Raw genomic sequence first — 25388 nt, forward strand, 5'->3', positions numbered from 1 at the left:
TATTTTTCCAGGCAAGTCTAGCCCATTTTGCGGCCTTGTGACACGACACTCGTAAAGCGTTCGGGCAAAAACGGTTCCAGCCGTTCTGTCCGTCCCTGTTCCAGATAATCCGCCATCAGCTTGGCTGTGATCGGAGAAAGCAGAATGCCGTTGCGAAAGTGTCCGCCGGCGAGCGACAATCCCGACCATCCCGGCACCGGCCCCAACAATGGTTTGCCGTCGGCGGTAGCCGGGCGCAGTCCCGCCCATGCTTCCAAAAACGGGGCCGATGAGAGCGCCGGCACATACGGCATCACGCCGTTCAGCACGCCGGTCAAGCCTTCCAGCGTGACCTCCCGCTGGAAGCCGGCCTCGTCTTCCGTAGCGCCGAGGACGATTTTGCCGTCCCGTTTGGGCGTGATATAGCCCGTGCTGCCAAAAATCACTGTCTGCAGCGGAATCCCCGCCGAGTCGACCGCTGCGATCTGTCCACGCACCGGGAGAACGGGAATGGACAGCCCCAGCCAGCCCATCGCGATGCCGGCCCACGCCCCGGAGGCGATAATGGTTTCGTCGGCAAAGAGCGATCCCGCAGTCGTCTCGACGCCCACCACCCGGCTTCCTTCCGCGACGAAGCCCGTCACCACGCAGCCGGAAAGCAGCGTCACGCCCCGCCGCTTGCACGCCGTCACCAGTGCCTGCAGCAGCATCCGGTTGTTGACATGCCCTTCGGATGGCGAGTGGATCGCCGCGATCGCCCGATCCGTCAACAGCGGTTCAACGTCGCGGATGGCCGCTCCGGTCAGCCAGCGGACATCGTAACCGCTCTCCCGCTGCCAGGTGAACTTTGCGCGCAACTGCTCCGCTTCCTCTTCCGTCAACGCCACGGTCAACAGCCCGTCGATGCAAAGCTGCACATCTCTGCCCGCCTCTGCTTCCAGCTCCGCCGCCCATTCCGGGTAGAGGCGAAGCGACTCGATGCCCAAATCAAGCAGCGGGCCTGGCTGGGAAAATTCCTTGAGCGGAGCCAGCATGCCGGCCGCTGCGGAAGACGCCTGGCCGCCCCACGCCCCCTGCTCTGCCACCGTGACGGACAACCCGCGCCGCGACAGCTCGTAAGCCAAACTTAATCCGATGATGCCTCCGCCTACAATCAAACAATTCGTCATGGTTCTTCCTCTCCTCGATGGAACTGCGCCCCGCCCTGCTCAAGCGGCGAAGCCTGGGTAAACGCGCTGTTCTCCTGCCACCCCGCTGATGCCGCCCCACCGGACGAAAGCATGCAAAAAGCCCACCTTCCCCGGCAGGAAAGGTGGGCCGATGCACATCCGCAAACACAGACAGCTCTTTTGCTTGCAACCACTTCCCTGCGCCAGCATGATCTGGATCAGGTGCAAAGGGTCGACGGTCATCGCTTCCGTCCTCTCAGCCCTGCGTGATGGACTCCCCCAGTAGCTTTCCGTTATGTCGTTTACACCCTTCAGTATAGACTTGCGGCCGCTCCCTGGCAAGAGCGCGGCGCTCAGTCCTCGTCTTTCACATCGTAGCTTTCAGGAATGGGCTCGTTTCGGGTCGCCTCCTCCCATTCCCTCAGTTTGCGGATCTGTTCCAGATGATGTTGAAACTGGTCCTTGTTGATCAGGTATTCTTCGCCGTTGTGAACGGCACGGATGCGTCCCTCGCGGATTTTTTCCAGAATAAACGTCTCCGGCAGTTCCAGGTAGGCAGCGGTCTCGGACACAGTCAGGTACGTCTTATTGCTTTCCACGCAGTCTCGCTTCCAGTGCTGCTTTTTGCTGTTCATACCCCGGTTTGCCCAGCAGGGCGAACATGTTCGCCTTGTAGGCTTCCACTCCGGGTTGGTCAAACGGGTTGACCCCGAGCAGATATCCGCTAATGCCGCATGCCTTTTCAAAGAAGTAGATCAGCTCACCGAGATGGTAGGCCGTCGCTTCCGGAATTTCCACCACGAGGTTGGGCACGCCGCCGTCCACATGGGCCAGGAGCGTTCCTTCAAACGCTTTTTTGTTGACGAAGTCCATGCCCTTGCCTGCGAGAAAATTCAACCCGTCGAGATCGTCCGGATCTTCGCTGATCGTAACGTCCACCGCCGGCTTGGACACAGCCACCACTGTTTCAAACAGGTGGCGCATGCCGTCCTGGATGTATTGTCCCAGCGAGTGCAGATCGGCGGAGAACTCGGCAGATGCAGGAAAAATCCCCTTGCCGTCCTTGCCCTCCGACTCGCCGAACAGCTGCTTCCACCACTCGGCAAAATAGCGGAACTGCGGCTCGTAGCTGACCAGCAGCTCGACGGTTTTGCCTTTGCGGTAGAGCGCGTTGCGGACAGCCGCGTACTGGTAGCACGGATTGTCTTCCAGAACAGGCGTCAGGTAACGCTCGCGGGCAGCAGCAGCGCCCTGCATCAGTGCATCGATATCGGCGCCGCTCACGGCAATCGGCAAAAGACCTACTGCAGTCAGCACGGAGTAGCGTCCGCCGACGTCGTCGGGGATGACGAACGTTTCGTACCCTTCCTCGTCAGCCAGCCGTTTCAACGCGCCTTTCGCCTTGTCCGTAGTCGCGTAGATGCGTTTTTTCGCTTCCTCACGTCCGTATTTTTTCTCCAACCAGGCGCGGAACAGACGAAACGCGATGGCCGGTTCCGTCGTGGTGCCCGATTTGGAGATGACATTAATGGACACGTCTTTCCCTTCGAGAACATCCATCAGATGGGAGACGTAGACCGGGCTGATATTGTTGCCGACGAAGTAAATCTCCGGCGTGCGCCGTTTGGACTTGGGCAGCAGGTTGTAAAAGTGGTGGCCCAGCACATCCACGACGGCTTTGGCCCCCAGGTACGAACCGCCGATCCCGATGACCAGCAGCACATCAGACTCCGCTTGAATTTTCGCGGCTGCCTGTTTGATCCGTTCATATTCATCCTTGTCATAGTGAATGGGCAAATCGACCCAGCCGAGAAAATCACTGCCAGCCCCCGTCTTGTTGTGCAACAACTCGTGTGCCTGTTTGATTGCAGGGGCAAGCTGTGTCCATTCGTGCGGCCGGACAAAGCCCAGAGCATTCGAGCAGTCGAAACGAAGAACTTGGTTCATGGTTCCCTCCATAAAAAGACATGTTTGTATCTGTTTCTCATCTTATCATGTTTACCTTTGAGCCGGCAGAGAAAGAAGTCGGATCTGTCCTGCGGCGAAGAAATCTGCCGCATAATTGTGAACATTTTGTGAACGATTCCAACCCAATTGTTACCTTTTCCCTTCAGCCGCGTAAAACCATTCGAATCTTATCATTTGAATCTTATATCATGATGGATCAAGGAGACAGGATCGTATGAAAAAACGCTGGTGGATCGTCGGCTCCGTCGCTGTCGTACTGGGCGTGGGAGCCGCAAGCATGGCCCTGTTGGGCTCACCGCAGGGAGCAGGAATGCCTGTAAGCGTGGGAAAGGTCACCACGGCCGCGCTGGAGACCAAGGTACTCACCTCCGGGATCGTCACTGTCGCAGACAAGCAACGGGTATACGCCAATGTCAGCGGAATCCTGCGCGAGTTTGCCGTGAAGGAGGGGGATGTCGTCAAAAAGGGACAGGTCATCGGCAAGATCGACACGTCTGACGTGGAAAGCCGGATCATGGAGATCGACGCGCAGATCGAACTGGCCCGGGCCAACCTGTCCAAGGCACAGGCCGGCAGCGAACCGGAAGAACTGGCGCAGGAGCGGGAGCGCGTCGCCCAGGCGGAGCGGGATTACGACAATGCCAAACGGGAGTACGAGCGCATCCGGCAGCTGCATGAGTCAGGCGCCACTACCCAGCAGGAGCTGGACAAGGCGAAGGCGCAGCTGGACTCGGCGCTGTCTCAACTCAACGTGACCAGGCAGCAGTACGCGCTGAAACAAAAAGGGCCGCGCAAGGAAGAGATCGCCTCCCTGCAGGCACAGATCAACTCCCGCCTGGCGGAGAAGGCCCTGTTGGAAAAAGAACGCGTGCAAAGCGTGCTGGTCGCCCCGACCGACGGCACAGTCATCGACCGGGCCGCAGAAAACAGCCAATACGTGAACAAGGGAACGGAAATCCTGACGATCGCCAATCTGAACCACCTGTTGATCGAAGCGGACATCAACGAGTCCGACGTCAGCAAGATCAAACTCGGGCAGACTGCGGTGATCGAAGGCAGCGCGCTGGGCAAGCAAAGGCTGAACGCCAAGGTGATCCGCATCTCCCCGATCGCCGTCACGACGCCAAACAGCTCGGGACAAGGAGAAAAGACCCGGGTAAAAGTGACGCTGGAACCAAGCGGAGACTTGTCCGCCTTGAAACCTGGCTTTCACGTCGACATCGACATATCCGTGCAAAAGATCGACAACGCCCGGCAGGTGCCGATCGAAGCGGTGCAGCAGGAAGCGGACGGCAGCACGTTTGTCTGGGTGGCGGAAAACGGCGCGGCGAAAAAGCGGAAAGTGACCGTGGGCGTGGAAAACGAGCTGTTCGCTGAGATCACGTCGGGATTGAAAGGGGACGAACAAGTGATTCTCGGTCCGTTTGACACCCTCCAGGAGAACGCACCGGTCCTCCCATCCGAGGAACCGCAGAATTCGGGCATCTAACCTGTTCGGAAGAAAGGAGGTCGACCGATGCTGCACGTCGAAGGCCTGACAAAATCGTACAAGACGGGCGAGTCGGTACTGCCCATCCTGAAAGGTGTCTCGCTCACCGTGGAAAAAGGGGAATTCGTCGCCATCATGGGGCCGTCCGGCTCCGGCAAATCGACATTCATGAACATGCTCGGCTGCCTCGACAGACCTGATTCCGGCACCTACACGCTGGACGGGATTGAAGTCAGCAAACTGTCCGACAAGCAGCTCGCGCAGGTGCGCAATCAAAAAATCGGCTTCGTCTTTCAATCCTTTAATCTCCTGCCCCGTTCCACGGCGCTGCACAACGTGGAACTGCCGATGATGTACGCCGGTGTAGGACGGTCGGAACGGCGAAAACGGGCACTGGAAGCGCTGGAGCGGGTCGGACTGGCTGAACGCGTCCACCACAAGCCGACACAGCTCTCCGGGGGGCAGCGGCAGCGCGTGGCCATTGCCCGCGCGCTGGTAAATCGGCCGTCCATCCTGTTGGCTGACGAGCCGACCGGCAACCTGGACAGCCGCTCCGGCACCGAAATCATGGCCATGTTTCAGGAACTGCACAGCCAGGGCGTCACCATCATCCTGGTTACGCACGAGCCGGACATCGCCCAGCACGCGGAACGCATCGTCACATTCAAGGACGGCGTCATCATCCGCGACGAACGGGTGGAAAACCGGCTGATTGCCGTTCCGTCCGACGAGGTGATCACGACATGAACGTCTGGGAAAGTTTTCGCACCGCCCTGGAAGGCATTTGGGCAAACAAGATGCGCTCCGGCTTGACTATGCTGGGGATCGTGATCGGGATTACTTCAGTGATCGCCGTCACCGCCCTGGGGGAAGGCGGACAGAAAGCCATCATCAGCGAGATGGAGAAATTCGGTCAAAACTCGTTCAACGTCTTTGTTGATTACAACAGCAAGCAAGAGCATGCGCCGGAAGACCTTACGGTAGAGGACGCCGACGTGCTGAGCAAAATCAGTCCCAACATCGAACACATCGTGCCGATGAACCAATCCATGGCAATGCTCAAGGGACCAAAAAAGGAAGAGCGCGTCAACCTGTATGCCACGACGGCCGATTTTCCCAAGGTGCAGCCGACCATTAAAGTGTCCAAAGGACGTTTTTTCAGCGCCGCCGATGACAAGGAACTGCGGGCGGTGATCGTTCTGGAGGAAGAACTGGCACAGAAGCTGTTCGGCCAGATGAACCCGTTGGGCCAGCGCGTCCGCATGGGCAGCACCTCGCTGGTGGTGATCGGCACGTTCAAGGAAGACAAGTTTCGCTTTGACGTGGAGCAGTCCTACAGCGCCTACCTGCCCATCCGGTTTGACCAGAGCCGCTACGAAGAGCCATGGGTCAGCTACCTGATCGGCAAGGCCACCGACAAGGAGTCGGTCAATGCCGCCATGCAGCAGGCGATCCAGTACCTGAGCCGCAAGCACCAGAAAGAAAGCCACTACCGGGCCGTGAGCATGCAGCAGCAGGTCAGCCAGTTCAACCAGGTGACCGGCATACTGACGACGGTGTTCAGCGTGATCGCGGGCATTTCGCTGGTCGTCGGCGGCGTGGGCGTCATGAACATCATGCTCGTCTCCGTCACCGAGCGGACCCGCGAGATTGGCATTCGCAAAGCGCTGGGAGCGCGACGAAGTGACATTCTCGTCCAGTTTCTGATCGAGTCGGTGATCGTCTGCCTGATTGGCGGGCTGATCGGCGTCCTGTTCGGTCTTGGCACCGCCGCGCTGATTTCCTACTTTGCCAAACTGCCGCCGCTCATGTCCTGGAACAGCGTGTTGATCGCCTTTGCCTTTTCCAGCGCGATCGGCATCTTCTTTGGCCTCTACCCGGCCAACAAGGCCGCCAAGCTGGACCCGATCGAGGCGCTGCGATACGAATAACGACGCCTTCGCGGGGCACTTTCGCCCAACCGCACGGAAGCGTCCGCCTGCCTGATGGACATATCCCGAATCGAACGCAAAAAAAGCACCTGTAAGCGCTGAAGTGCACTCCATATTGCAGACTGATCAGATCAGCATGTCTCGCCGCCGCACGAAGAACGTCTTCAGCTCAACAAAAAAGCAAACGCCTGCAGCGTACAGGCGTCAGCTTGCTGCCCAACGGCAGGGCGTTTCTTCATGTCTGCATCTATGGGAGTTTGACCATAGCGCTTGCAGGTGCTTTTTCAATAGAGCGCCGGAGTGTCCGTGACCAGTTTCAGGAGAAAAAAGAGCGTTATCCCCACGCTGGCCACCGTCCACCAGAGCCATTTGCTTTCGGGCTTGCCCTCCTTGTATATGCCGATCAGCCGCCAAGTGCCTACCGCCACGCAGAAGATGCTGACAAACAGCAGGATTGTCCCCATGGGGCTCCCCCCTTCCCTTCTTATAGCTATATGGGAAAGGCGGGGAAAAAATCCCTGTACGCCTATCTGTCCTTTTTCCCCAGTCGGGACAAGATTTCGCGTCCCCGCTCCTTGAGTGATTCATCCTTGAGTGTGAGCTGCCGCTTTTTCATCAGGCCGTTTTTCGACGTGTCCGGCCGCTGCCTCCGTCCGTCCGCGCCCGCCGTCAATTGTACTTGCCTCCGCCTTTTTTCTCATACTCTTCCAGCAGTTCGGCAAAGCTCTTGTTGCGCTCCCGCTCTTCCTGCTCCCGCCGTCTGCGCTCCGCTGCTTCCTGTTCTTCCCGCTCGCGGGCCGCTTTTACCTCCCGCTCCAGCATTTTCAGCTTGTCTAACGCTTCCTGGCTCAGCATCTCTTTCAGGTTCAGACCCGTTTTCACCTCCGCGGCAGCCGGTTGTGCCGTCGGCCGCTGCGGTTGGCGCCGCTGTTTCTTCGCCATGGTCCATTCTCTCCTTTCACCGTTTGCTTGTTCATCATTACTGCTGCTTCCGGTCATACTAACACCAAGCGACACAAGAGGAGGGCAGATGATGGTACGCAATAAGGAAAAAGATTTCGGCAAGTCCCCCGGAATCAGCAGGCCGAAAGCCCAGTCCGAAGCGATCCGCTCTGACGGCTCCATCAATAGTGAACCACAAGAGCGGCTAAAAGAAAACCGGTAAGAGCAACAGGCGCAAAACCTTCGCCCGGAGGAGATGCTCACGATGGACCGCAAGCAAAAGACGGAACAAAAGACGGAAGTGAATAAAGACGTCTCGATCGATGGCACGCTTCCCCATCAGATTAACGCACCTGATTTTAAAAACTCGACCCGCTCCATGCAAAAACCGTTCGTCAACGAACACGGCGTCGTGATCGGCGACAGCTTTTACAATTCACCCGAATCGCCGCTCAACCAGTGGAGCACAGAGACAGACCCGTTCGTCATGGCCGGCGACAAATGGGTTCACCCGACCAATGACATCGGCTGGAATACGACGGAAAACAAGGAGCTGCTGGAAGACAAGCCGCCCAAAGGAGTGCCGTTCATGCACCCGACTCACGACGTCAGCATGGGCAAGGATTGACGAGAACATGCGCCGCTGTGCCATCAGCGGCGCTTTTTCCCGTATATGGTACAATAGATGGACATGATCTGTGAGAGAGGAGTTCCATCATGAGCATCCACGTGACCATCGAACCGGCGTTTGCCCAGGCCTACCAGCGATACGCTGGATTCCGCCCCGGCGACACGCTGCGCTTGTACGTCCGCACGGGCGGTCCCGGCACCGGCGGCCTGTTTTATGCGATTGAAAAAGACGAGGAGCAGCCGGGCGACGCAATCTTTGAGGTGGAGGGTATGCGCTTTGTCATTCGCCCGAACGACTTCTGGTACTTTGACGGCGCCGAACTGCGCTACAACGCCTTGTACGGGGAATACGGCTTTACCTTTCACAATCCGCGGCTGGACACATAGACACTTCAGCAGCCGCCCGACCGGGCCCGAGATCAGCCGCCCCCTTGCCGGGAAACTTTTCCCGCCGTTGTACGTATACCGAATAGAGTCTAGCATTACCGTTCGGGAGGAACTGGCATGAACAAAACCAGGTCAGCTCTGGTAATCCTTGGCGTTTTTCTGCTGACCAAACTGAAATGGGTTGTAGGACTGTTAAAATTTTCAAAGTTCGGCACGACGCTGCTGTCGATGCTCATCAGCCTGTGGGTGTACGCCTGGATGTACGGGTGGAAATTCGCAGCGGCTCTCGTCTATTTGATATTTGTCCATGAAATGGGGCACGTCATCGCTGCCAAACGCAAGGGGATCAAGGTATCGCCTGCGGTGTTCATTCCCTTTGCCGGCGCGTTTATTGCGATAAAGGACCAGCCGCGTGACGCCGCCACTGAAGCGTATTTGGCATACGGCGGACCGCTGGCTGGCATGCTTGCCTTTTTGCCTGCCCTTCCCCTTTATTGGTGGACGCATGATCCGTTCTGGGTGCTGGTCATCTATCTCGGTGCGTTGCTCAACCTGTTTAACCTGCTGCCCGTATCGCCGCTGGACGGCGGACGGGTCGTCTCTGTGCTGTCCACCAAAATCTGGTTGATCGGCCTGCTGGCGCTGGGGTTCATGATGTTTGTCAGCCCCAGCCCGATGATCGTCATCATTTTTATCTTCGGAGCGATGACCTGGTGGAGCCGTGCGCGGGAAGGGTACCGGCAGCGCGTGCTGCGTTATGAAAAGGAAAAGCTGGAAGGCGTACTGCAGGAGATTGCCCACTGGCCGCAGCTCGACTCGTCGATTGAGACCCGGGAACGGCTCAGCGCCGAAAAACAGAAGGCTTTTGCCATCCCGGTTCCCAAAGGGTTCGCTATCCCGTTTTTGCAGGATGACAAACGTTTTGTCCGCGAACGCATCGCCATGGACAAAGAGTATGCGGAGCGGATCTGGGAATTGTTCCGGAAGTGGGAGCACGAACCGGTGCTGTTTGTAGACGGTGATCCGTCCCGTCCCGCTCCCTCTCCGCTGCTCACCGAAGCAGAACAGACCACCCGCCAACAGCTGGCCCGGGTGGAGGAGCAGCTGCACCGTCTGACCACGTATTACGAGGCACCTGCCTCCACCAAGTGGAAAGTGCTGGTCGCCTATCTCGCCCTGGCCGGCGTACTCTCCGCCTTTTTCGTCTACGGCCAGCACCTGCTGGGCGTGCGCTGACAAGCTGCTTTTTTCCGTACAGGCCTCTGCGGTCGGTTGCGGGAGCAAAAACGGGTGAGACGGCCACCTTACCGCTGTTTTTTCCGGACAGCGGGTCCCCAGGGGGCGGAATGACGGTTTTTCGGCTTTGTGCATCAGGGTTCCAATTTTGTAACATAAAAGTATACATCAAAATATTCCAGAGAGGATGACTGTTTACTTGGAGAGTATTCCGCTAGTGCTGAACCTTTTGCTTGTCGCTTTTCTCGTCTTTCTGAACGGTTTTTTCGTTGCGGCTGAATTTGCCCTCGTCAAAGTGCGCCAGACGCGTTTGACCCAACTGGTCAATGAAGGACACAAACGGGCCGGCTTCGCGCAAAAAGTGACGCAACAGCTGGACGCCTACCTGTCCGCCTGCCAGGTGGGAATTACGCTGGCCTCGCTTGGACTGGGCTGGGTCGGGGAACCGGCCATTGCACACATGATTGTCGAGCCGCTGCTGCACAACTTCGCACTGCCCGACTACGTCATTTCCGCGATTTCGTTCGGCGTGGCCTTTGCCTTCATCACGTTCCTGCACATCGTATTGGGCGAACTGGCGCCGAAATCGCTGGCCATTCAGAAAGCGGAAGCGACCTCGCTGTGGGTGGCAGCACCGTTGATGCTGTTTTACAAGATAATGTACCCGGCCATCTGGGTGCTGAACGGAACGGCCAACCGGCTGCTGAAGTGGGCCGGACTGGAACCGGTGTCCGAACACGAAGCGGCCCACACGGAAGAGGAGATTCGCCTGCTGGTCACGCAGAGCCATCAAAGCGGCCACATCGACCAGACCGAACTTTCGCTCGTGGAGCACGTGTTTGACTTTTCCGAAACCCTGGCCCGGGAAGTCATGATCCCGCGCATCGACATGGTTTGCCTGTATACCTCCAACACGTTTGAGGAAAACCTTGAAATTATTCGCACGGAGCGCCACACGCGCTTTCCGGTGGCGAACGAAGATAAGGACAACATCATCGGGTTTGTCCACGCGACCGACTTTTACCTGGCCGCCCTGGAAAACAAGGACGTGCGGCTGGAGAATTACCTCCGCCCCGTGCTGACCGTGCCGGAATCGATGGAGATCAGCCATGTGCTGCGGCTGATGCAGAAAAGACGCTCGCAGTTGGCAATCGTCATCGACGAATACGGCGGGACGGCGGGTCTGGTCACCATGGAAGACATCCTGGAAGAGATTGTCGGCGACATTCAGGACGAGTTTGACACGGATGAACGTCCCGACATCGAAAAAACGCCGGAAGGCCTGTCCGTCGCGGGAAAAACCCTGTTGGCTGATCTAAACGATCACCTGCCCTTTGAACTGGTGTCCGATGACGTCGATACCATTGGCGGCTGGCTGTACAGTCAGCTTGAAGAGGAGATTGCCGTCGGCGCTTCCGTCGAGTGGGAAAACCACCTGTTTACGGTGACCGACATGGACAATCACCGCGTGACGCGGATCGCCATCACACAGTTGGTTCCCCCCGAAGCAGACCAACAAGAATCGCCATTGACCGCAGTGTAACAGCATACGACCGAAAGCCGGCATCTGCATGTGACAGATGCCGGCTTTTTCATGGGGACAGACGTATTCGACCGGATGGATAGCGTGTATGTGTCGCGGGATGCTAAAACAGCAGGAACCCCAGGCTGATAATCGCGCCGGTGACGAACAGCATCATCAGGCAGTACCCCATGATGTCCCGCGCCCCCAGCCCCGCCAGGGCCAGTACCGGCAGCGCCCAGAACGGCTGGATCAGGTTCGTCCAGGCATCTCCCCAGGCGATCGCCATCGCCACTTTGGCATGGGAAACGCCCAGTTCCGTGGCGACCGGCATCATGATCGGCCCCTGCACTGCCCACTGACCGCCTCCGGAGGGGATAAACACGTTGAGCAGACCCGCGCTCCAGAAGGTAAACAGCGGGAAAGTGGCTGGCGTGGAGATGCTGATGAACCACTGGGAGATGCTGGCGGCCAGCCCCGATCCGGTCATCATCCCAATGATGCCGGCGTAAAACGGAAATTGCACAACGATCCCGGCGGTCGCCTTGACCGCTTCGTTCATGGCGTCGAGAAACTTGCGCGGTGTGCCGTGCAGCAATATGCCGAGGAACAAAAATCCGAAGTTGACGATGTCCAGGTTGAGTTTGAAGCCGTTTTTCACAAAGTAGGCAATCAGGAAGATCAGACCCAACGCGGAGACGAGCATGGACACGATGCGGCTGTTCTCCAGCCTGGCGGCGGGGCTGTCCATTGCTGTCGCATCAGACGCGGCTGCCGTCTCCTCATGATCGATGCCCGGCCCTTTGTACACCACCGTATCCTCTTTCGCCGGCATCATCATCCGGTTGATCAGCGGCAGGGCGATCATGATCGCGATGACGATCGTCAGGTTCATCGGCGAAAAGAGCGTTTCCGACGTGGGAATCACGCCGATGACGTCCTGCAGGCTGTGGTTCTCCGTGGCCACCGTCAACGGGACGGAGCCGGACAGTCCGCCGTGCCAGACGACAAAACCGCCATACGCGCTGGCGATGAGCAGACGGTAATCCACGTTTTCCACCCGCCGGGCGATTTCCCGGGCCAGCAGAGCGCTGATGACGATCCCGAATCCCCAGTTGATCCACGCCGCCAAACAGGAGATCAGGCTGGTCAGAACGATTGCCTGCCCCGGTGTTTTGACCGAGGAAGCGACCGCGCGCAATCCCCGCTTGCACAGGTCCGTGCTGGCCAAGGTATGACCGGTGACAAGAATCAGCACCATCTGCATGGTGAAGCTGAGCAGTCCCCAGAAGCCGTCTCCCCAGTACGTTACCATCTCCAGCGGCGACTTTCCGTTGACAGCCATCCCGGCAAAAAACACGACGAATGTAAGGATGATGGCGAAGATGAAGGCGTCGGGCAGGTAGCGCTGCACCAATCGGACCGACGCGTTGGTCAAGGCTTGAAACACGTGACGTTTCCCCCTTTTCAAAAGAATTGGCTGCCTTTCATTTTTGGAAGTAGCAAAAGACATGCCAATCGTCAGGGAGGACAGGAGCCGCAAAAATGTATGCGCTTTCATAACGATGCTTGCGCATCATTGACTACTTTTTGCACACATTGACTCCAGTTTGCACAGTTCGTGTTTGTAACGGTGCAGCCCGTGTGCATGCGGTCGGCGCTCTACTCCCACTCCTGACCGTCCAGCCCATACGCTTCCAGCTTGTACAGGAGCGCGCGACGGGAGATGCCCAGCCGTTTGGCCGTCCGCAGCCGGTTGCCCCGCTCTTTGCGCAGCGCGCGGACGATCGCTTCCCGCTCCACCTCTGAAATGATGTCCCGCATCGTCCGATTCTCGATGCGGATCGCGGTAAGCCCGTCTGCTGCGCCGACCGGTTCGTTTTCCATCGGGTGCACCTCCACGTGCTCCGGCAAGATGGCCGAGCCGGCGGCCAGCACCAGTGCGCGTTCGATGGTGTTCTCCAGTTGGCGGACGTTGCCCGGCCAGTCATACGCCATCAGGACGTCCAGCGCAGCGGGCGAGAGATAACAGCCCTCCTTGCCCAGTTCCCGACCGTATTTGGCGAGAAAATGCTGCACCAACAGCGGGATGTCTTCCTTGCGTTCCCGCAGCGACGGCATGTGAATGGGAACAACATTCAGCCGGTAGTACAGGTCTTCGCGAAACCGCCCCCGCCGAATCAGCTCCCGCAGGTCCCGGTTGGTGGCCGCGATGATCCGGACGTCGACCGGCACGGGTTCCACGCCGCCCAGCCGAACCAGCGTCCGATCCTGCAGCACGCGCAGCAGCTTGACCTGCAGCGGCATGCTCAGTTCGCCCACCTCGTCGAGAAACAGCGTACCGCCGTCCGCCAGCTCAAACAGCCCCGGTTTGCGGCCGGCCGCTCCCGTAAACGCGCCCCGTTCGTACCCGAACAGTTCGCTTTCCAGCAGGGTTTCCGGGATGGCGCCGCAGTTGACGGGAATCAGCGGCTTGGCCGCGCGTGGGCTGTTGGCGTGTATCGCCCTGGCGATCAGCTCCTTGCCCGTTCCGCTCTCTCCCTGGATCAGCACTGTTGCTTTGGTCGTGCTGACCCGCCCGACCAGCTTGTACACCTCCTGCATCGCCGGACTCAATCCCACCAGCCCCGGTTGGTCCGTCCGTTCCTCTGTCTGCCTCCTGGCCACCCCTGCCGATTCGTTCGGCTCGCGCTGATGCATCGCCCTGGCCACCACCTGCTTGATCCGGGCCACGTCAAATGGCTTTTGCACGTAGTCAAACGCTCCCAGCTTCATCGCTTCCATCACGTCTGCGGCTGACCCGTAGGCGGTCATCATCACCACGCTGGGACGCGGCCCATCCACCTGCTGCAGCCGCCTCAGCGTCTCCATGCCATCCGGCTCCGGCATCCGCAGATCCAGGAGCATCACCTCGGGCTGAAAGCTGCGCACCAGTTCCAGCGCTTCCGCTCCGCCAGACGCTTCTCTCGTCTCGTACCCCGCTCTGCGCAGCGCCGTCGTCAGCGCCTTTCGCACATTGGCCTCGTCATCCACCAGCAGCACCCGTTTTTTCATTCTCTTCCTCCTTTCTGTCGGTCCCCGGCAGCATCACAGTAAACCGGACGCCTCCCGGCACGTTGCCTGCGCTGATCTGTCCCCCGAACGCCTGGACGATTCGTTGGGAGATCGCCAACCCCAGCCCCGTCCCGGCCGGTTTGGTGGTAAAAAACGGCTCAAACACGGACAGCAGGTGTTCTTCGGCGATGGGCGGGCCGTCGTTGGTTACGTGAATGCGCGCCTCCCGCTCGTCTCCCTCCGCCTCCACCCTGAGGCTGCCGCCGTTTGGCATCGCCTGTTGTGCGTTGATCAATATGTTGAGAAACACTTGTTTCAACAGTTCGGGCGAGGCCAATACAGCCGGCAGCGAAGCGGCGTACGACTTTTGTACCGAGATGCCCTGCTTGGCCATGCCCGGCTCCACCAGCGCCAACGTCTGGTCCAGCACGTCGCACACGGACGAGGGGACGTGCCGCTCTTCATTGGGGCGGGCGAACAGCAGCAGTTCGTCGGCAAATCGGTTCAGCCGTTCCACTTCTTCCACGATGATACCGGTGTACTCGCGGTTGTCGTGTCCGGGCGGCCATTCTTCCTCGAGGATTTGCGCAAACGCCTTGATCGAGGTCAGCGGATTGCGCACCTCGTGGGCGATGCTGGCGGCCAGCTCCCCCACCACGGCCAGACGTTTCGCCTGCGCCAGTTTGGCCTCCATCCGCTTCCACTCCGTCCGGTCGTCCAGCAGTGCGATGGCTCCCAGCATCTCTCCGGCCGGGCTCCGCCAGATGGAGGTGGTGACGTTGACAACCTGTGCTCCCTGCCCGCTGCGGGCGGGCCGCCACTCCGCGTCCCGGACCGTCCGACCGTGATGCAGGGCATCGGTCAGCGCAGCCACCAGCACCTCTTCCTCGGCAAAGATGTCCGTATAGGTCTGCCCCACCGCCTGCTCTACTGCCAGTCCCGTCATCCGGGCTGCGGCACCGTTCCAGGCCGTGATCCGTCCGCAATGGTCCAGGGCGACGATGCCGCTGTCCATGCTCTGCACGATCGTCTCCGTATGGCTGCGGCTCGCCTGCAGGTCACTGGCCAGCTTGTTGATCGCGTCAGAAATCTCCCCCGGCTCTCCGTCCAGCCGTTTCATGCGAAAGGACAGGTCAAACCGCAGCCGCCTCAATCCCGCCTTGATCTCGGCCAGAATCGTTTCCAGACGGTGCATGAGCAGGCCGCTGGCCGCAGCCGCCACCACGCAGCCGATCCCCAGAATGGCGTAGATGCTCCTCCGCATGCCTGCCAGCTGCACGTCGATGCTGCTCATCAGTTCGTTGGCCCAGGCGTATCCGATGATCCGGCCGTCACGGATCAGGGGAAGCATCGCGTTCATGATGTTTCCCCGCACCTGTTGGCCGACCGCCACCTCGATGACGCCGTCGCGCAGTACCCGCCGCCCGGGGTGGTCGGGAGGGATCGGCTCGCCCACGTAACGACCCGTCTCCTCGCTGGGACCGTACGTCACGATCGCATCCAGGCCCGCCGCGTAATAGCCGACCCCGACCCCCGGATGTGCAGCGGCGAGGCGGTCCGTCAGGGGTGCCAGCGCCCGGTTTAACGCTTCGATCTGCTGCTCCCGCGGCGCCGTCAGCATCCCTCGTTCCCGGAGCACGGCGTCAAAATCTTTCGACAATACGTAGTCGAGCTGTTCCGTTACCGCGATCAGTTTTTGCTTTTTCTCCTCCAGCAGCGCCTGCTCGGCCGCTCTCAGCAGCACCGCACCGGTAACGAGAATCGGCAGCACGGTCACGGCGATGACGGAGGCGACAAAGCGGATCCGGTACAGGTATGCTTTCACGCATCAATCACGTCCCTTTTTGCTTTTGCCTTTGGTGTGATCCTATTCTATCATAACAACTGTATCGGAGATTGAGATGCGCGAAAGGAGTTTGTCCATGATTCGAGTCTTGTTTGTCTGTCTCGGCAACATCTGCCGTTCGCCGATGGCGGAAGCCGTCTTCCGCCGGCTGGTGGAGGAGAAAGGGCTGGCGGAGCAAATCGCCATCGATTCGGCAGGCATCGGCGGTTGGCATGCCGGTGAGCCGCCGCACGCCGGCACACGCAAAGTCCTGAGTGAAAAGGGCATCCCGCATGACACCCTGCGGGCCCGTCAGATCACGCCAGCAGATTTTACTGAATTTGACTATATCGTCTGCATGGACGAGGAAAACCTGTCCGCGCTGAAGCGCATGGCCCCGCCCGGCAAAGCTGTTTACCGTCTGATGGACTTCGCGCCGCACCTGCCGGAGAGCGACGTGGAAGACCCGTATTACACCGGCCGGTTCGACTACGTCTACCAGCTGGTGGAGGCAGGCTGCCGCGGCCTGCTCGACCACATCCAGGCAAACGAAAGCCCCTCTGAGTGAGGGGCTTTTGCCTTTATACGGGTTAGTTGCACGTACAGAAACAATTTCCATTTTTATCCGTCCTAACTGGTGAATGGGATTCAAAAGGTGGTCAATTCCAGGCTTTTAATGATTGTTTGCACAATACATCCCTGATCTAATTAGACTTGTATTTTGAAAATAAAAGTATTGTAATTATATACCATTTTTGTTAATATGCGGACGAAAGTGTGTTGTTAGGAGGTAGAATATGTTCAAGAGAAAATCTTATAATTTTGCACTGTCGGGTAAAAAATTATTATCTATATCTATAGTTGCTGGATTGATAATTCTTGCAAAAACGGCAAATGCTTATCCTTCTACATATTCATTGGATGTACCGAATATAAAACAAGAAAAAGATCAATGGTGTTGGGCTGGAACTTCAGTGTCTGTCTTAAAATATTATGGAAAAAGTATCAGCCAAACAAGTTTCGTGAATAAGGTGAAAGGAGCTACTCTAAATCTGCCTGCAACGATGTACGAAGTGAAAAGAGGGCTCAATGCCTACGGGGTAAATTCAAGTGTATCCGAATCTCCAATGTCTTTTTCTAGCCTGATCTCCAATATCTATAGCAATGACAATCCTGTCATGGCACTAATTCAATGGACAAGTGGCGGTGGACACTATGTGAATATCGATGGGTATGACGAGGGATCAACTGATTATATCACTTACATGGATCCATGGTATGGAGATCATTTTGTTAAGTCTTACAAATCTTTTAAAAGTAGCAGTTCTCAAACATGGTATGGTCAAGTATTGTCAACGCCGACTTTATTTTGACCCACCATCGCCGGTTTAGAATTGACCCACCCGGCGATTTTTTGTTGGTTAGGTGGTAGAGGGGGAGCCGTAGGCTCCAGTCCTCATCTTCTCACGAAGGCGGTAACTATTCCCCCTAATGTTGACGATGTGGGAATGGTGTAAGAGTCGATCCAGAATAGCTGTAGCAAGGATCGGATCGCCCATCAGTTCCCCCCATTCACCGAAACTCTTGTTGCTGGTCAACAGAATACTCCCTTTCTCGTATCTTGCACTTACTACCTGGAAAAAGAGGTTAGCTGCCAAACTGTCAAACGGTAAGTAGCCAATCTCGTCAATAACGAGGAGCTTTGGTCGAATATAGATACGGATGCGTTTATCCAGCCTGTTTTCCGTGTAAGCTTTTCGCAGATCTTCGATGAGTTGCGAGAGACTGACAAAGTAAACGGATATCCCTTGCGAGATGGCTTCTACAGCCAACGCCACCGCCAGATGACTTTTTCCTACTCCGGGAGGCCCTAAGAACAAGACATTCTCGTGTCGGGTTACAAAAGTCATCGTGGCCAGCTCTCGAATCAACCGTTCGTCAATGCTGGGTTGGAAAGCAAAATCAAAATCCTCCAGCGTTTTTCGGTAAGGCAAGTGTGCAAGTTTGGTGCGTACCTCCATATTCCGTTTTTGACGTTCCGCTATCTCGGCATCAAGGAGCGTGTTGAGAAAGGACAGATAGGTGGGCTGTCCATGACTTGCCGCTTCCAAGTGAGCATCCAAGAGTAGAGCCGCTTGCTGAAGTCCAAGTTCCTCGAGACGTAGCCGTGCCTGTTCCAGTTCGATCATGCTCCCACCCCTGTTAGCTGCTCATAGACATCCAGCGAACGCACTTCCACTTGCTGCGATGAAATCTGTCGGGCTTGCGGACGCGGATAGGCATATCCTTGAGCGGTCGAAAGACCTGCATACTGGTTTTCACAAAAAACAGTTGCGCGGGATCGATAGGCCTTTTGGTGTCGAGCAATACATGTGCCGTCGGCCCAGATTTCCACCCACCCATTCACTTCTCGAACGGTTACCTCACGTCCACTGTACCTCCATGGAACTCCATATCGCACACCATCGTAGCTAACAAATCCGTCTCGGCTGACCTGTCTTGGTTCATGCAAGTATTTTTCCCATCGTTCAGCTGAAGGGATAGGCGACAGATTTTCCTCACGGAGTCGGTCGATGGGACGTTCGCCGGTTGTTCCATGAATACGGCGGTTAATCCGCTCGCACCAGTGTAGGGCTTGTTGATTGAGATCCTGTAAATCAACGAAGCGTTTGCCAGGAAGAAAGTTGTTTTTTACGTATTGAACGCCTCGTTCCACTTTTCCCTTTGTTTCGGGGCGTCGAACTTTGCATACTTTTGGAACAAGCCCAATCGCTGCAGCAAAGTCGGCAAAAAGCGGATGCCAGCGAGGTTTTCGATCGTCTCCCATACCAAGTACGACGGTTTTCATCTGATCAGTCAGCATTACCTTTGGGATGCCTCCAAAATATTCAAAAGCATGAATCAAGCAACGAAGAAAGCTGTAGATGTCACAACGTTTTGTAAACTCGATATACGTAGCACGAGAGTACCCCAATACCATGACAAATACCGGCACTTTCCGGACGTTGCCGTCCAAATCTACGTAATCACACAGTCCCCAGTCGACCTGTGCATATTCACCAGGTTTCGTCTCGTAACGAAGAACAGCGGGAATGTGTTTGGGAGGACGGAAGTTCTTCACATAGTCTTTCAAGATGGTGCGTCCACCGGTGTATCCCTTTTCTTGTAGAAGATCGAATAAAACCTCGCAGTTATAGATACCTTCTTGAAGACGTTCCTGCAGGAACGGTTTATACGGATCAAGCTTGGAACCACGAGATTTACGGGTTCCCTTTTCGGGGGAGGATTCACCCCGGAGATATCGGCGAACTGTATTTCGAGAATGTCCAGTTAGACGGGCAATTTCACGAATACTCTTGCCTTCTGCCCTCATGGTATGTAACGATATCACTATCCCACTCCTTAGCATGTGTCTCCCTCCGAAATTAACTTGCCGGTTAAATCCGAAGGGGATATATTCGCTAAGGGTGGGTCATTTTCATTCCGGCGAACCTGGGTCAATTATATCCCGGCGGTGACAAGTATACAACTTTAGATCCTTTTAGGTTTGGAAATATTTAAAATAAGGAGGTACAAATGTGCGAAAAATCCTTTTCACATCTGTAATCGTATTGCTCGCTATTGGCTTCTTTGCAATCGGTTATGCCTCTGACAAACCGGAACAGCAGGCGTTGAAGGATTATCAACGTATTCAGAAACAATTTGAAAAAAGCGTGTCAGCGCAAGCATCAATAGACAATCTGAAACTGTCCAACTTTTCGATCCCCATTTTCTTCACACTCACTGCGGAAGAAATCGCTTCATACGAGGGAAAGGAACTGTCAGATATTCTACAGCCATCGGACCAGTGGCTGTGGTTTATGCAGGACAACGGTGAGACAAAAGGTATCGTAATTGCGGACAGCAAGGAGCCGATTCAGATGGGGGGTGAAAATTACAGTAAAGACTTGATGAAATTGTATAAGGCGATTCAACAAAATGATTCAAAAGACAATGATGTTCGTTACTTTGAATTCCAGGGCGGCGGAATCTTTTTGAGCGTCGACAAGAATAAAGAGGAAGTGTGGTTGACCAGCCGGGCAGCCGAGCTATTGAACTTATCACCGTACAAAAAATTGTCACCGGAGACGGTCTTGAAGAAGATGAAAGAGCGAATCACAAATACAAAAGATTTATGGGAAGATATATGGGTAAACTCAAGCGAACAAGAGGGCACTGGCGAACAGTATGAATGAGTTCGGGTTACCATTTTCCCCGTCAGCCTCTTCTTCCAACCGTGCTGTCACTTCGCCCGATTTTGCTGTGTCGGCTGCCGCGGCCTGCTCGACCACATCCAGGCAAACGAAAGCCCCTCTGAGTGAGGGGCTCAGCGTGTAGACAATGTTCGCGGCGCATGGGAGATCGGGCCCGCTCGCTCGCTTGACGCCCAGCACAGAAGCGGATGAAGTCCGCTCCAAAACGAGACGCGGGCAGGGGACAAACATCTGGGTGTTTCGATGAAGTGAGACTTGTGTCCCCTGTTGGTCCCCGCGTCTTCGTTTTTCCGCTGAGCCGGTCGTCAAAGGAGCTCGCTTGGCCCATCTCTCCATGCGATGTACGTTGTCTACAGTTTCGGTTGATGAATGGGCACGCCTTTCGGCCTGGAAATCATTTTCTTATGGACGCTTATTCAATGAACCGTTTGTCTTCAGTCTGAGCCCCTCCAAGTGAGGGGCTTTTGCCGATTGTCCCTTAGTGTCCGACACCCGTATCTAGTCGGTGCTGCCCTTTACAGAAGAAAATAAATCACGAGGGCAACAAGATACAAGTAAACAACTCTTATATTGAATCTTTCGCAAACCTTTTGCAACCAACCTGATACGTATTTGTCGACGACTTTCACCACAAGATACAGGATTGCTGCTGCTATTGTTATACTAATAAATCTATTTTGAACTATGAAATCGAACCATTCATGGGACTTAAACGTTACCAATAAGGAAGCAAAATACAAAAACTTGAAATATGGTTCTTTTGCGTTTTCCATTATTTGAATTTGTTTTAATTCCTTCCTGATCTTCTTCTACCGAATGTTTTTGTAGCAATTTATAGAATTCTTCTACCACTTTTCAGAAAGAGGTGAATTACCTGAAAAGTTAATGCCCTTGTAAAAGTAAGAATATTTTTGTTCTATTTGTTGTTCATTCTTCTGAGATGTACTTACTTTAGAAACTGCAGGGGTAGCATTCACAACAACTGGTGCTGTGAGAGAAAATACCGTTATTAAGGTTAGCACAGATAATGAAACTGTCTTTTTCAAAACATTCCCTCCTTATTTTGGGATTTTTCCATTCCAAATTGTATATATATTACAATAATTTGTAAATATCTTGGTAAGTGGATTTACAATTTTGTCATACCGTTAAACACTTGCGGTCATCAGAAAACCGACGTCAGCTTGCTATTAGTCCGCGATGATGGTCAAGACTCAGGTGGTACTGCTCATCACAAAAAAGGACAGGACAGCGTGTTTTGACGCTGTCCTTTCTCCTGCGTGTCTATCAGGAAGCTTGTACCTGTTTGATAAACTCTTTCATCAACTGCGGCAGATCGTTCCAGGCATGGCCGGAGATCAGGTTGCGGTCCACATGGAAGCGGGTTTCCACGTAAGTCGCCCCGGCTGCTTCCACCTCCGGACGGCAAGCAATGTAGGCGGTCATCTGACGCCCCTTGATCTGGTCAGCGATCACCGTCAAGGCCACGCTGGCGTGACACAGAATCATGATCGGCTTATCCTGTTGGAAGAAATGACGGGCGATGCGGGGAAAATCCTTGTGCATCCGGATGTGTTCCGGAGCGCGCCCGCCCGGAATGATCAGCGCGTCGTATTCTTCCGGGTTGATCTGTTCAAACGAAGCGTGGGCTTCCACCTGGTAGCCCCGTTTTTCCGTAAACGTCTGCCAGTCTTCAAAGTCGTGCACGACAGTATGGAGCACCTTTTTATCCGTAGGGGAAGCGATCGTTACCTCAAATCCTTCCTCCAGGCATCGATAGTACGGGTAGTACACTTCCAGTGCTTCGACGGCGTCACCGGTCAGGATCAGCACTTTTTTCGACATTCTGGCTCCACTCCTTTACAATGTGTTTATGTGACAAGCAATATTATAGTCACGTATGCCATACGTCGAAAGCATGCACTTTTTCGTGCGATGGTTACAAAAAGGATACTATTGACGAATTTCAAGCAAACGAGGAGAAGGACATGTCTGACATTCGCAAGGAGATTCAGGAGAAGATCCGCAACGGAGACTTTAACTGCGAGAAGGAACTGACGCTGTCCATTATCAGCGGCAAGTGGAAAATCGTCATCCTGTGGCATCTCGGGGTAGAAGGGCCGCACCGCTTCAGCGAACTGCAGCGGCTGTTCCCCAAAATTACGCACAAGATGCTGACCAACCAATTGAAAGAACTAATCGAGGACGGCATCGTTCATCGGGAAGTCTACCCGGAAGTGCCTCCGCGTGTGGAGTATTCCATGACGGAGCTGGGGATGACCCTGCTGCCCATCATTCAGATGATGTACGAATGGGGGAAAAAACGCATGGCTGCGATCAAAAAAGAGATGGGGCTTGCGGAAGCGGAAGCTGAAACTGAAGAGGTGTCAAAAAAGGGATAGACGCTTGTCGCGCTATCCCTTTGCCTTTGCTTATGGTGATGGTGATGGCTGAACACTGTTTTTCGGCGGTGCCATCAGGTCGCGCAAAATGGCCACTTCCACCCGTCTGTTTTTGGCCCGTCCTTCCGGTGTATCGTTGCTGGCCACCGGATGGTACTCGCCCATGCCGGTCGCGCTGAACTTGCGCGGATCGAGCTGTTTGTTTTCCAGCAGGACTTTTAGGAAGTTGACTGCCCGTTTGACGCTCAAATCCCAGTTGGAAGGAAACTCCGCGCGATGAATCGGGACGTTGTCCGTATGTCCGGTGACGGTCACCTTTTTGGGGTGAGGCACCAGCATCGCTGCCAGTTCCGTCGCCAGCTTCCGCGCTTCCGGCTTAAGGTCGGCCTTGCCGGAATCAAACAGCGCGTTGTCCAGAATGGTGATCAGGAGCCCTTCTTCGGTCATTTGGGTCTGCAGCTTGTCTCCCAGCTTGTTGCTGATAATGTACGCTTCCATCTGCTGCTGCAGCTTTTTCAGGTCTTCCGTTTCCTTGTGAAACGCCTCTTCCAGCTTTCGCTCTTCTTCCGTCTTGTTACGTTCGGCCTGCTGCCCCTTGTGCAGCGTCTGCTGGGGGAGGGTGGGATCGAGCGGCACCGGGCTCGGCTGATCCAGTACGCTGATCCCGCCGTTTAGTGCGACGTTGAAGGAGCGGACCAGTTGGTCAAATTTTTGCGCATCCAGCTTGCTGGACGCAAACAGGACAATGAACAGCGCGAGCAAAAGCGTCAGCAGGTCTGCATACGGAATCAGCCAGGTTTCGTCCATGTGCTCTTCGTGACGTACCTGACGTTTGAGTCGTCTAGCCATTTACCACGGCCTCCTCCTCCTTCTTCACATCCCTCGCCTCCACGCGTTCCTGGGTCGGGATGTAGACCAGGAGCTTTTGCTCAATAGCCGCCGGGGATACGCCCGCCTGAATGGAGAGCAGCCCCTCCACCATGATTTTCTTAATTTCGATTTCCTGTTTGGATTTGCGCTTCAGCTTGTTGGAGAACGGGTGCCACAGCACGTAACCCGTAAAAATACCGAGCAGCGTAGCGACGAACGCCGCCGCGATGGATTGCCCCAGCACATCTACGTCGCTCATGTTGGTCAGCGCGGCAATCAGGCCGACCACCGCCCCCAATACCCCGAGAGTCGGGGCGTAGCTGCCCGCCTGGGAAAAAATTTGCGCGCCCGCTTGATGGCGCTCCTCGATCGAATGAATTTCTTCATTGAGCACGTCGCGAACAAACTCCGGTTCGCCACCGTCAATGATCATCTTCATGCCGTTTCTCAGGAACGGATCTTCAATCTCGTCGGAGGTGTTTTCCAGCGCCAGCAGGCCTTCGCGGCGGGCAATGGATGCCCAGTGCATGAACTGGTCGATCAACTCCCGCTTGGACGGCAGCTTTTGTTCGGTAAACAGCACGCGAAACAGCGCCGGTATCCGTTTGATCTCCGACAGGGGAAACGCGTTGAACACGGAGGCAGCCGTACCCACGATGATAATCATAAATGCTGCCGGATTGATTAACGATGTCAGGCTGGCGTTTTTCAGCACCATTCCGACACCAACTGCGAGGATGCCTAGTACAATACCGATCCAGGTCGACTTTTCCATGGTGACACTCCCTACTTCCCGTAATCAAAAATCTCTCTATATATGGTTTCGGTATTTCTGCTCCGGGTTGTGAGAGGAAGTTGAGGAAAAATCGAAACTCTTTGTTACACCGCTAACGCAAAACGGCTTTAGGCAAACCACTGGGTCAGCCCGATCATGACCAGGAGGCCGAGAATAAACGAAAAGGTGGCCGACCGCGCGTGCCCGTCTCCATGACTCTCGGGAATCAGTTCCTTGTAGACAATAAACAGCATCGCGCCGGCGGCAAACGACAGGCCGTAAGGGACCAGCCCCTCCACAAGCGCCGTCAGATGGTAGCCGACCAAGGCAGAGACAACCTCCACCGATCCGGTCAGCGTGGCGAGCAGGAACGCCTTGAAGCGGCTTACCTGCTGATTAATCAGAAACAGCGCGACGAGGAAGCCCTCCGGGGCATTTTGCACCCCGATCGCAAAAGCGATCAGACCGCCCAGTCCGGGATGCTCGGCAGAGTAGCTCACTCCTACGGAGAGCCCCTCCGGTATGTTGTGCAGCGTGATGGCTGACAGAATCAACACCGCCTGCGTATCCATCGAGATGTTGACGCGCGTGTGCTCCAGGTCAATGTGCGGAATGAGGCTTTCCAGCACGGTCAGCACAAGCGTTCCGGTCAACACGCCGAGACAGACGACGACAAACTGCTCGTTCGCCAGCGCCTGCGGAATGAGACTGAAGGTGGCGGCCGCCATCATGATGCCCGCTGTAAAGGCGAGCAGGATATCTCGCCAGCGGTGTGTCACCGAATGAAAGAAGAGAATCGGCAAGGCTCCTAAACCCGTCGCCAACGCCGACAGCAAACTGCCGATGACCAGTTGTTCCATTCCCACTCCTCCAGCGCTTTGAGTCCACGATACCCACATGATACCACGGAGAGCGGACCAGAAGGAAACACTTGGCTGCCCGTCAATCCCGGGTCC

The 25388-nt window shown here is 55.7% G+C and carries 28 protein-coding genes and 1 riboswitch; of the genes, 12 read left to right on the forward strand and 16 right to left on the reverse strand.

Annotated features, from left to right (window positions below):
• Positions 1-17: 17 nt before the first annotated feature.
• The 3 genes from thiO to Q7F15_RS17260 form a co-directional block, all read right to left on the reverse strand.
• The gene (gene thiO / locus Q7F15_RS17250; protein WP_212132647.1) at positions 18-1148 is read right to left on the reverse strand and encodes a glycine oxidase ThiO; all 1131 of its coding nucleotides are present in this window, start codon (positions 1146-1148) and stop codon (positions 18-20) included.
• A 178-nt stretch (positions 1149-1326) separates the two neighbouring features.
• A riboswitch (TPP riboswitch) is annotated at positions 1327-1439 on the reverse strand.
• A gap of 62 nt (positions 1440-1501) precedes the next feature.
• Complete coding sequence (locus Q7F15_RS17255) at positions 1502-1747, reverse strand: excisionase family DNA-binding protein (protein ID WP_304414723.1); 246 nt, start codon at positions 1745-1747, stop codon at positions 1502-1504.
• Positions 1734-3095, reverse strand: coding sequence for a glucose-6-phosphate isomerase (locus tag Q7F15_RS17260; RefSeq protein WP_212132646.1), 1362 nt, complete (start codon positions 3093-3095; stop codon positions 1734-1736). Before Q7F15_RS17260 ends, Q7F15_RS17255 begins: the two co-directional genes overlap by 14 nt.
• 235 nt (positions 3096-3330) lie before the next feature.
• On the opposite strand from Q7F15_RS17260, the gene Q7F15_RS17265 reads away from it, so the two are divergent.
• From Q7F15_RS17265 to Q7F15_RS17275, 3 genes are read left to right on the forward strand one after another with little or no spacing between them, the layout of a single operon-like run.
• Positions 3331-4605, forward strand: a complete 1275-nt coding sequence (locus Q7F15_RS17265; protein WP_212132645.1) for an efflux RND transporter periplasmic adaptor subunit — start codon at positions 3331-3333, stop codon at positions 4603-4605.
• A 27-nt stretch (positions 4606-4632) separates the two neighbouring features.
• Positions 4633-5352, forward strand: coding sequence for an ABC transporter ATP-binding protein (locus tag Q7F15_RS17270; RefSeq protein ID WP_171565140.1), 720 nt, complete (start codon positions 4633-4635; stop codon positions 5350-5352).
• Positions 5349-6536, forward strand: a complete 1188-nt coding sequence (locus Q7F15_RS17275) for an ABC transporter permease (protein WP_171565141.1) — start codon at positions 5349-5351, stop codon at positions 6534-6536. The genes Q7F15_RS17270 and Q7F15_RS17275 overlap by 4 nt, the downstream gene beginning before the upstream one ends.
• Positions 6537-6820: 284 nt before the next feature.
• Here Q7F15_RS17275 and Q7F15_RS17280 read toward each other — a convergent pair whose 3' ends face one another.
• From Q7F15_RS17280 to Q7F15_RS17290, 3 genes are all read right to left on the reverse strand, one after another.
• Positions 6821-7000 (reverse strand): hypothetical protein, encoded by a 180-nt coding sequence (locus Q7F15_RS17280; RefSeq protein WP_171565142.1) that lies wholly within the window; start codon positions 6998-7000, stop codon positions 6821-6823.
• Between the two features lie 62 nt (positions 7001-7062).
• Positions 7063-7209, reverse strand: coding sequence for a hypothetical protein (locus Q7F15_RS17285; protein ID WP_212132644.1), 147 nt, complete (start codon positions 7207-7209; stop codon positions 7063-7065).
• Positions 7206-7478, reverse strand: a complete 273-nt coding sequence (locus Q7F15_RS17290; RefSeq protein WP_171565145.1) for a DUF3886 domain-containing protein — start codon at positions 7476-7478, stop codon at positions 7206-7208. Before Q7F15_RS17290 ends, Q7F15_RS17285 begins: the two co-directional genes overlap by 4 nt.
• An 88-nt stretch (positions 7479-7566) precedes the next feature.
• Between Q7F15_RS17290 and sspK the strand changes: the two genes are divergently transcribed.
• The 5 genes from sspK to Q7F15_RS17315 all read left to right on the forward strand — a co-directional run bounded on the left by sspK (position 7567) and on the right by Q7F15_RS17315 (position 11274).
• Positions 7567-7701 (forward strand): small acid-soluble spore protein K, encoded by a 135-nt coding sequence (sspK, locus tag Q7F15_RS17295; protein ID WP_230077763.1) that lies wholly within the window; start codon positions 7567-7569, stop codon positions 7699-7701.
• A gap of 42 nt (positions 7702-7743) precedes the next feature.
• Positions 7744-8106, forward strand: coding sequence for a DUF3905 domain-containing protein (locus tag Q7F15_RS17300; RefSeq protein WP_212132643.1), 363 nt, complete (start codon positions 7744-7746; stop codon positions 8104-8106).
• A gap of 89 nt (positions 8107-8195) precedes the next feature.
• Complete coding sequence (locus Q7F15_RS17305) at positions 8196-8495, forward strand: iron-sulfur cluster biosynthesis family protein (protein WP_171565147.1); 300 nt, start codon at positions 8196-8198, stop codon at positions 8493-8495.
• A 117-nt stretch (positions 8496-8612) separates the two neighbouring features.
• Positions 8613-9731, forward strand: coding sequence for a site-2 protease family protein (locus Q7F15_RS17310; RefSeq protein ID WP_304414724.1), 1119 nt, complete (start codon positions 8613-8615; stop codon positions 9729-9731).
• Positions 9732-9930: 199 nt separating this feature from the next.
• A complete protein-coding gene (locus tag Q7F15_RS17315; RefSeq protein WP_171565149.1) occupies positions 9931-11274 on the forward strand; it encodes a hemolysin family protein in 1344 nt (447 codons plus the stop codon).
• Positions 11275-11377: 103 nt separating this feature from the next.
• On the opposite strand, the gene Q7F15_RS17320 is transcribed toward Q7F15_RS17315, so the two are convergent.
• From Q7F15_RS17320 to atoS, 3 genes are all read right to left on the reverse strand, one after another.
• Entirely contained in the window at positions 11378-12703 is a 1326-nt protein-coding gene (locus Q7F15_RS17320) for a short-chain fatty acid transporter (protein ID WP_212132642.1), read from the reverse strand.
• A gap of 212 nt (positions 12704-12915) precedes the next feature.
• Positions 12916-14307, reverse strand: a complete 1392-nt coding sequence (locus tag Q7F15_RS17325) for a sigma-54-dependent transcriptional regulator (RefSeq protein WP_171565151.1) — start codon at positions 14305-14307, stop codon at positions 12916-12918.
• Positions 14279-16132: a two-component system sensor histidine kinase AtoS gene (gene atoS / locus Q7F15_RS17330; protein ID WP_171565152.1), complete on the reverse strand. Its 1854-nt coding sequence runs from the start codon at positions 16130-16132 to the stop codon at positions 14279-14281. Before atoS ends, Q7F15_RS17325 begins: the two co-directional genes overlap by 29 nt.
• 97 nt (positions 16133-16229) lie before the next feature.
• Here atoS and Q7F15_RS17335 point away from each other — a divergent pair, with 97 nt between their 5' ends.
• Together Q7F15_RS17335 and Q7F15_RS17340 are read left to right on the forward strand one after the other, a co-directional pair.
• Positions 16230-16700, forward strand: a complete 471-nt coding sequence (locus Q7F15_RS17335; protein ID WP_230077760.1) for a low molecular weight protein-tyrosine-phosphatase — start codon at positions 16230-16232, stop codon at positions 16698-16700.
• Positions 16701-16929: 229 nt separating this feature from the next.
• Entirely contained in the window at positions 16930-17505 is a 576-nt protein-coding gene (locus tag Q7F15_RS17340; RefSeq protein WP_304414725.1) for a C39 family peptidase, read from the forward strand.
• A gap of 48 nt (positions 17506-17553) precedes the next feature.
• Here the strand turns inward: Q7F15_RS17340 and istB are convergent, their stop codons facing one another.
• Entirely contained in the window at positions 17554-18321 is a 768-nt protein-coding gene (gene istB / locus Q7F15_RS17345) for an IS21-like element helper ATPase IstB (protein WP_304414513.1), read from the reverse strand.
• Positions 18318-19541, reverse strand: a complete 1224-nt coding sequence (gene istA, locus Q7F15_RS17350; protein WP_304414514.1) for an IS21 family transposase — start codon at positions 19539-19541, stop codon at positions 18318-18320. The genes istB and istA overlap by 4 nt, the downstream gene beginning before the upstream one ends.
• 169 nt (positions 19542-19710) lie before the next feature.
• Between istA and Q7F15_RS17355 the strand changes: the two genes are divergently transcribed.
• Positions 19711-20367, forward strand: a complete 657-nt coding sequence (locus tag Q7F15_RS17355; RefSeq protein ID WP_212132639.1) for a hypothetical protein — start codon at positions 19711-19713, stop codon at positions 20365-20367.
• Positions 20368-21230: 863 nt separating this feature from the next.
• Here Q7F15_RS17355 and Q7F15_RS17360 read toward each other — a convergent pair.
• Both Q7F15_RS17360 and Q7F15_RS17365 read right to left on the reverse strand, forming a co-directional pair.
• The gene (locus Q7F15_RS17360; RefSeq protein WP_171565156.1) at positions 21231-21431 is read right to left on the reverse strand and encodes a hypothetical protein; all 201 of its coding nucleotides are present in this window, start codon (positions 21429-21431) and stop codon (positions 21231-21233) included.
• Between the two features lie 241 nt (positions 21432-21672).
• Complete coding sequence (locus Q7F15_RS17365) at positions 21673-22230, reverse strand: DJ-1/PfpI family protein (RefSeq protein WP_171565158.1); 558 nt, start codon at positions 22228-22230, stop codon at positions 21673-21675.
• A gap of 143 nt (positions 22231-22373) precedes the next feature.
• Here Q7F15_RS17365 and Q7F15_RS17370 point away from each other — a divergent pair, with 143 nt between their 5' ends.
• The gene (locus tag Q7F15_RS17370; protein ID WP_171565160.1) at positions 22374-22787 is read left to right on the forward strand and encodes a winged helix-turn-helix transcriptional regulator; all 414 of its coding nucleotides are present in this window, start codon (positions 22374-22376) and stop codon (positions 22785-22787) included.
• 30 nt (positions 22788-22817) lie between these two features.
• Here the strand turns inward: Q7F15_RS17370 and motB are convergent, their stop codons facing one another.
• From motB to Q7F15_RS17385, 3 genes are all read right to left on the reverse strand, one after another.
• Positions 22818-23636, reverse strand: coding sequence for a flagellar motor protein MotB (gene motB / locus Q7F15_RS17375; protein WP_212132149.1), 819 nt, complete (start codon positions 23634-23636; stop codon positions 22818-22820).
• The gene (gene motA, locus Q7F15_RS17380; protein WP_171565163.1) at positions 23629-24432 is read right to left on the reverse strand and encodes a flagellar motor stator protein MotA; all 804 of its coding nucleotides are present in this window, start codon (positions 24430-24432) and stop codon (positions 23629-23631) included. The genes motB and motA overlap by 8 nt, the downstream gene beginning before the upstream one ends.
• 128 nt (positions 24433-24560) lie before the next feature.
• The gene (locus Q7F15_RS17385) at positions 24561-25292 is read right to left on the reverse strand and encodes a ZIP family metal transporter (RefSeq protein WP_171565165.1); all 732 of its coding nucleotides are present in this window, start codon (positions 25290-25292) and stop codon (positions 24561-24563) included.
• Between the last annotated feature and the right edge of the window lie 96 nt (positions 25293-25388).

The organism is Brevibacillus aydinogluensis (assembly GCF_961514395.1).
Lineage (GTDB): Bacteria > Bacillota > Bacilli > Brevibacillales > Brevibacillaceae > Brevibacillus > Brevibacillus aydinogluensis.